This is a genomic window from Roseomonas sp. 18066 (genome assembly GCF_902706185.1).
In the GTDB taxonomy this organism is placed as follows: Bacteria; Pseudomonadota; Alphaproteobacteria; order Acetobacterales; family Acetobacteraceae; genus Pseudoroseomonas.
In genome coordinates this window covers 23,227-30,007 of sequence record NZ_CACSJM010000077.1, presented here as the reverse complement: position 1 = coordinate 30,007, position 6,781 = coordinate 23,227, and the positions used below count along the sequence as shown (strand labels likewise).

6 protein-coding genes are annotated in these 6,781 nt (G+C 70.6%); all 6 read left to right on the top strand.

Annotation, left to right across the window (positions count from 1 at the left end):
- On the top strand, positions 1-202 hold a 202-nt coding region (locus tag GVN67_RS30085; protein WP_235035334.1), incomplete at its 5' end, for a hypothetical protein.
- A gap of 100 nt (positions 203-302) precedes the next feature.
- A complete protein-coding gene (gene ftsH / locus GVN67_RS16380; protein ID WP_159997856.1) occupies positions 303-2,231 on the top strand; it encodes an ATP-dependent zinc metalloprotease FtsH in 1,929 nt (642 codons plus the stop codon).
- Positions 2,232-2,330: 99 nt separating this feature from the next.
- Positions 2,331-3,386 (top strand): dihydropteroate synthase, encoded by a 1,056-nt coding sequence (gene folP / locus GVN67_RS16375; RefSeq protein ID WP_159997854.1) that lies wholly within the window; start codon positions 2,331-2,333, stop codon positions 3,384-3,386.
- Between the two features lie 211 nt (positions 3,387-3,597).
- Positions 3,598-5,019, top strand: coding sequence for a phosphoglucosamine mutase (glmM, locus tag GVN67_RS16370; protein WP_159997852.1), 1,422 nt, complete (start codon positions 3,598-3,600; stop codon positions 5,017-5,019).
- The gene (thiD, locus tag GVN67_RS16365; RefSeq protein ID WP_159997850.1) at positions 5,019-5,834 is read left to right on the top strand and encodes a bifunctional hydroxymethylpyrimidine kinase/phosphomethylpyrimidine kinase; all 816 of its coding nucleotides are present in this window, start codon (positions 5,019-5,021) and stop codon (positions 5,832-5,834) included. The genes glmM and thiD overlap by 1 nt, the downstream gene beginning before the upstream one ends.
- A 115-nt stretch (positions 5,835-5,949) precedes the next feature.
- Entirely contained in the window at positions 5,950-6,777 is an 828-nt protein-coding gene (locus tag GVN67_RS16360; protein ID WP_159997848.1) for a PhzF family phenazine biosynthesis protein, read from the top strand.
- Positions 6,778-6,781: the final 4 nt, after the last annotated feature.

Here is a 6,781-nt window from a genome sequence, read left to right as displayed (position 1 = left end):
GGACCGGAGGCAGCGGCGCGGCTGGCCGGCGCGGCTGCTGGCCGGGCTGCCGGCGCTGTGGAGTCCCGCCGATCCGGCCGCCGCTGCCCTGGTTCCGGCCCTGTCGGACGGGCCGCCCGCCGCCTGGCAGCTGGAATTTTGCCCTGCGGGGGGGGCGATCTCGGGCTATAAGGGCATCGAAAACAAAATCGGTGAAAGATGACGCCACGGCCATGGTTTCAGAATGGCCAAGGGCGTCCTATCTTCTCAGGGCGCCGGGCCGGTCTCCTCCTGCCGGCCGGCACACGGATGGGAACCCCACGGTGAACAATTTCGGCCGCAACCTGGCGCTCTGGGTGATCGTGGCGCTGCTACTGGTGGCGCTGTTCAATCTCTTTCAGCCCTCTTCCTCCACCCGCCAGACCGGCCAGCTCGTCGCCTATAGCGACTTCCTGAACGAGGTGAATGGCGGTCGCGTCCGCGACGTGACCATCCAGGGCCGCACGCTGACCGGCCAGCTTTCCGATGGCCGCGGCTTCAGCACCTACACGCCCGAGGATCCGCAGCTGGTCAGCCGGCTGACCGACAAGGGCGTCCGCGTCGTCGCCAAGCCGGAGGAGAGCGACGTCAACCCGCTCTTCCACTACCTGCTGTCCTGGTTCCCGATGCTGCTGCTGATCGGCGTCTGGATCTTCTTCATGCGGCAGATGCAGGGCGGCGGCGGCCGCGCCATGGGCTTCGGCAAGTCGCGCGCCCGGCTGCTGACCGAGAAGCAGGGCCGCGTCACCTTCGAGGACGTCGCCGGCATCGACGAGGCCAAGGGCGAGCTCGAGGAGATCGTCGACTTCCTGCGCGACCCGCAGAAGTTCCAGCGGCTCGGCGGCAAGATTCCCAAGGGCTGCTTGCTGGTGGGCCCCCCGGGCACCGGCAAGACCCTGCTGGCCCGCGCCATCGCCGGCGAGGCCAACGTGCCTTTCTTCACCATCTCCGGCTCCGACTTCGTCGAGATGTTCGTGGGCGTCGGCGCCAGCCGCGTGCGCGACATGTTCGAGCAGGGCAAGAAGAACGCCCCCTGCATCATCTTCATCGATGAGATCGACGCGGTCGGCCGGCATCGCGGCGCCGGCCTCGGCGGCGGCAATGACGAGCGCGAGCAGACTCTTAACCAGATGCTGGTCGAGATGGACGGCTTCGAGGCGAATGAGGGCGTCATCCTGATCGCCGCCACCAACCGCCCCGACGTGCTCGACCCGGCCCTGCTGCGCCCCGGCCGCTTCGACCGCCAGGTGGTGGTGCCGAACCCGGACGTCTCGGGCCGCGAGAAGATCCTGCGCGTGCACATGCGCAAGGTGCCGCTGGCCTCGGATGTCGATCCGAAGACCATCGCCCGCGGCACCCCCGGCTTCTCCGGCGCCGACCTGGCCAACCTGGTGAACGAGGCGGCGCTGCTGGCCGCCCGCTCCGGCCGCCGCACCGTCGGCATGCACGAGTTCGAGATGGCCAAGGACAAGGTCATGATGGGCGCCGAGCGCCGGTCGCTGGTCATGTCCGACGACGAGAAGAAGATGACGGCCTATCACGAGGCCGGCCATGCTCTCGTCGCCATGCACGAGCCGGAATGCGACCCGGTCCACAAGGCGACCATCATCCCGCGCGGCCGGGCGCTGGGCCTGGTGATGTCGCTGCCGGCCGGCGACCGCTATTCCAAGCACAAGTCCAAGCTGAAGGCCGAGCTGTCGATGGCCATGGGCGGCCGCGTCGCCGAGGAGGTCATCTTCGGCGCCGACAAGGTTTCCAACGGCGCCTCGGGCGACATCAAGATGGCCACCAACCAGGCCCGCATGATGGTCACCGAATGGGGCATGTCGGAAAAGCTCGGCATGATCGCCTATGGCGACAACAGCCAGGAGGTCTTCCTGGGCCATTCGGTGACCCAGTCGAAGAATGTCTCCGAGGCGACGGCGCGGGAGATCGACAGCGAGGTCCGCGCCATCATCGACGAGGCCTATGCCCGGGCCAAGCACACGCTGCAGACCAATATCGAGGAGCTGCATGCCCTGGCCAAGGGCCTGCTGGAATACGAGACCCTCTCCGGCGACGAGATCCGCACGGTGATCAAGGGCGAGCCGGTGGTGCGCAACCGCCCCGACGAGCCCACCTCCTCGGGCCGTGGCAGCGTCCCCAGCTCGGGCCGGCCGACCCGGCCGCCGGGTGGCGGCTTCGGCAATGCGGCGCCGCAGCCCGGGGCGTGATGCGGCGGCGTGATGCTCTCCGCTGACGATCGGTAAAAATTGCGTTAAGGAAAGGGCCCCAGGAATGGGGCCCTTTTTCTTTGCCTGGAGCGGCTGTCGATGAGCGAGCGTTGGTTGGAGCCGATCGGCCTCCTGCATGGTCCGGCCGCCAACCACGCCTTGCGCGACGGGCTGGCGCTGCCGCTGGCCGGCGGCCCCGCCGCCTTCATCCTGGTGCGGCTGATCGAGGATGGGCAGGATCTCGGCCTCTGCTCCGCCCAGGCGGTGCCCGAGGGCTGGGAGGACCTGCTGCCGCCGCTGACCCGCCGGCCGCTGCCCTTCGCCGGCCTGCCGCAGGACCGGCCGCTGGTCATGGGCATCGTCAACACCACCCCCGACAGCTTCTCCAATGGCGGGCTGCATCTCGACCCGGCCCAGGCCATTGCCGCCGGCCATGCCATGCTGGAGGCCGGCGCCGACATTCTGGATATCGGCGGCGAGAGCACCCGCCCCGGCGCGGCGCCGGTGACGTCAGAGGAAGAAATCGCCCGCATCCGCCCCGTCGTGCGGGAGCTCGCCAAGGCGGCGGTGGTCAGCATCGACACCCGCCATGCCGCCACCATGCAGGCCGCCCTGGACGAGGGCGCCGAAATCGTTAACGATGTCACGGCGCTGCGGCAGGACGCCCGCTCTGTGCGGGTCGTGCAGGAAGCACGGGCGCCCGTCATCCTTATGCACATGCCGGTGCTCGACCCCCGCCGCATGCAGGACCATACCGGCTATGACGACGTGGTGCTGGAGGTCGCGCGCTTCCTGCGCCAGCGCGTCGAGACCGCCGAGGCGCTGGGCATCCAGCGCGGCCGCATCGCCATCGATCCCGGCCTCGGCTTCGGCAAAACCGCGGCGCAGAACCTGCAGATCATGAACCGCCTGCCGCTGCTGGCCTCGATCGGCTGCCGCATCCTGGTCGGCGCTTCGAGAAAACGCTTCGTCGGCGAGGTCACCGGGGTGGAGACGCCGATCGAGCGCCTGTCCGGCTCGGTCGCGGTGGCCCAGGCCGCGGCGGCCGGGGGGGCTGCCATCATCCGCGTCCACGATGTCGCCGAGACGGTGCAGGTGCTGCAGATGTGGCGCGCCTGCGCCGAGGGCTCGCTGCCCGAGCACGGCGAGGCCTGAGGGCAGGCAGCCTTTCCCGGGCTGGAGCGTTGCTTTCCCGTTAACTTATATAACCTCTCCTGCGGCCCTGGCGCGCCTTGACCGGGGCGCCGAAATATCCGGACAAGTTTCGCGTGTCGCGCGAGGGACCCGAAGGCTGGTATGAGGGCGCAGATCAGCGTCGGCCATGGCTGCCGGGGCCGCAGGGACAAGGCGTGAAGGTGGTTCGGGCATGAGTGAAGCGGTGCGTCGTCTCTTCGGCACGGATGGGATCCGGGGGGTCGCCAACCGGGCGCCGATGGATGCCTCGACGGCGCTGCGCCTGGGCCAGGCGGCCGGGCGTTTCTTCAACCGCGGCAGCTACCGCCATCGCGTCGTCATCGGCAAGGACACCCGCCTGTCCGGCTATATGCTGGAACCCGCGCTGACCGCCGGCTTCGTCGGCGCCGGCATGGATGTGGTGCTGGTCGGCCCGCTGCCGACGCCCGCCATCGCCATGCTGACGCGCAGCCTGCGCGCCGATCTCGGCGTCATGATCTCGGCCAGCCACAATCCTTTCGAGGACAATGGCATCAAGCTGTTCGGCCCGGACGGCCTCAAGCTGTCGGATGCCGAGGAGGCGCAGATCGAGGCGCTGATGGCGGCCGATCTCAGCGCCCAGCTGGTCGGCCCCTCGCGGCTCGGCCGCGCCAGCCGCCTCGAGGACGCCCCCGGCCGCTATATCGAGGCGGTGAAGGCCAGCTTCCCGAAGGGCCGCAGCCTGTCCGGCATGCGCATCGTCGTCGATTGCGCGCATGGCGCCGGCTACAAGGTGGCGCCCACCGTGCTGTGGGAGCTCGGCGCCGAGGTGGTCTCGGTCGGCGTCGCCCCGGACGGCTTCAACATCAACCGCGAATGCGGCTCCACGGCGCCCGCCCGCATGGCCGAGCTGGTGCGCGAGCGCCGCGCGGACCTGGGCATCGCCCTCGACGGCGACGCCGACCGCCTGGTGCTGGCCGACGAGAAGGGCCAGATCATCGATGGCGACCAGATCCTGGCGGTCATCGCCCAGTCGTTGCAGGAGCAGGGCCGGCTGCAGGGCGGCGCGGTGGTCGCCACCGTCATGTCGAACCTGGGCCTTGAACGTTTCCTTCACGGTCGCCGCCTGAAACTGCTGCGCACCAAGGTGGGGGACCGCTATGTGTCGGAGCGCATGCGCGAGACCGGCTGCAACCTCGGCGGCGAGCAGTCCGGCCATGTCATCCTCAGCGATTTCGGCACCACCGGCGACGGGCTGATGGCCGCCCTGCAGGTGCTGGCCATGCTGGCCGAGGAAGGCCGCCCCGCCAGCGAGGTCTGCCGCCGCTTCACGCCGCTGCCGCAGCGCCTGGTCAATGTCCGCTATGCCGGGGTCAGCCCGCTGCAGGACGTGGTCGTGCAGGAAGCCATCGCCGCTGCCGAGAAGCGGCTGGAGAAGCGCGGGCGGGTGCTGATCCGCCCCAGCGGCACCGAGCCGGTGATCCGCGTCATGGCCGAGGCGGAGGAGGAGAGCATCGTGGAAGAGACCGTGCATGAACTGGCGGCGCTGATCCGCGCCCGCGCCGCCGCCGGCGCGGTCGCCGAGCGTCCCGCCCCCGAGGACAAGGTTTCCGAGCTGGCCGGGGAGGCCGGCTGATGCGCGGTCGCGTCCTGATCATCGCCGGCTCCGATTCCGGCGGCGGCGCCGGCATCCAGGCCGATATCAAGGCCTGCACCGCGCTCGACGCCTTCTCGGCCACCGCGATCACCGCGCTGACCGCGCAGGACACGCTGGGCGTCCATGGCGTGATGACCGTGCCGCCCGACTTCATCCGCCAGCAGATCCGCCTGACCCTGCAGGATATCGGCGCGGATGCCATCAAGACCGGCATGCTGGCCGACAGCGTCACCATCAACGCCGTCTGCGACGCGCTGGCCGAGCATGGCCGCCGCGTGCCCCTGGTCGCCGACCCGGTGATGGTGGCCAAGGGCGGCCAGGCGCTGCTCGACAAGGCCGCGGTCGAGACGCTGAAGCGCCGCCTGCTGCCCTTCGCCTCGCTGCTGACGCCCAACATCCCGGAGGCCGAGGTGCTGTCCGGCATGCATATCGGCAATGTCGAGGAGATGGAGTCGGCGGCCGAGATGATGCTGACGCTCGGCGTCCCCGCGGTGCTGCTGAAGGGCGGCCACCTGCCGGGCAACCGGCTGGTCGACCTGCTGGCGACCGAGGACGGCATCGAGGTCTTCGAGAGCGAGCGCATCGACAGCCGCCACACCCATGGCACCGGCTGCACCCTGGCTTCCGCCATCGCCGCCGGCCTGGCCCAGGGCCTCGGCCTGCGCGGCGCCGTGGTGCGCGCCCGCGCCTATGTGCACGAGGCGCTGCGCGCCGCCCCGGGCTTCGGCCGCGGCCATGGCCCGCTGAACCACTCGGTGACCGTCGATCCGGAGCGGCTGCGCGCCCTGGCCTGAGGCGCGGGCCAGGGGCGGGGCAGGGGGCGAAAGCATCCCAGCCCTGCCACGGCCGCGCTGGCATGGGCACGGTCTTTCGGCGATAGCGGAAGGGCGCCCGCCGGGAAACGAGCCCATGCCCCAGAAGCTTGCCGTCTATCAGGTCGACGCCTTCGCCGACCGTCCCTTCGCCGGCAATCCCGCCGCCGTCGTGCCATTGACGGAGTGGCTGCCGGACGCGCTGATGCAGGCCATGGCGGCCGAGCACAATCTCAGCGAGACCGCCTTCTTCGTCCCCGACGGGCCCGGCCGCTGGCATCTGCGCTGGTTCACCCCGCGCCTCGAGGTGCCGCTTTGCGGCCATGCGACGCTGGCCACCGCCGCGGTGCTGGCCGGCGAGCTCGGCCATGCCGGCGCCATGGAATTCCGCACCGCCTCAGGCCTGCTCGGCGTCAGCCGCGAGGGCGACCGTTTCGTCCTTGACTTCCCGGCCAATCCGCCGCGGCGCGCCCCCCGCGTGCCGCCGGGCCTGGCCGCCGCCCTTGGCGCCGTCCCGCGCGAGGTCTGGAAGGCGCGCGACTGGATCTGCCTTTTCGACAAGGCCGAGACCGTCCGCGCCCTGCAGCCCGACCACGCCCGCATCGCCAGCCTGCCCGACGAGGCGGTGGGCGGCGCCGGCGCCCGTGTCATCGCCACCGCCCCGGGCGATGACGGCGTGCATGACGTCGTCTCCCGCTATTTCGCCGCCCGCGTCGGCATCGACGAGGACCCGGTGACGGGTGCCGCCCATGTCCAGCTGGTGCCCTTCTGGGCCGACCGCCTGGGCCGCGAGACGCTGGTCTGCCGCCAGGCCAGCGCCCGCGGCGGCACGCTCTGGTGCGAGCGCCGCGACAGCCGCATCCGCATGGGCGGCCATGCCGTGCTCTATGCCCGCGGCGAAGTCTTCCTGCCCGATACGATCTGACGAC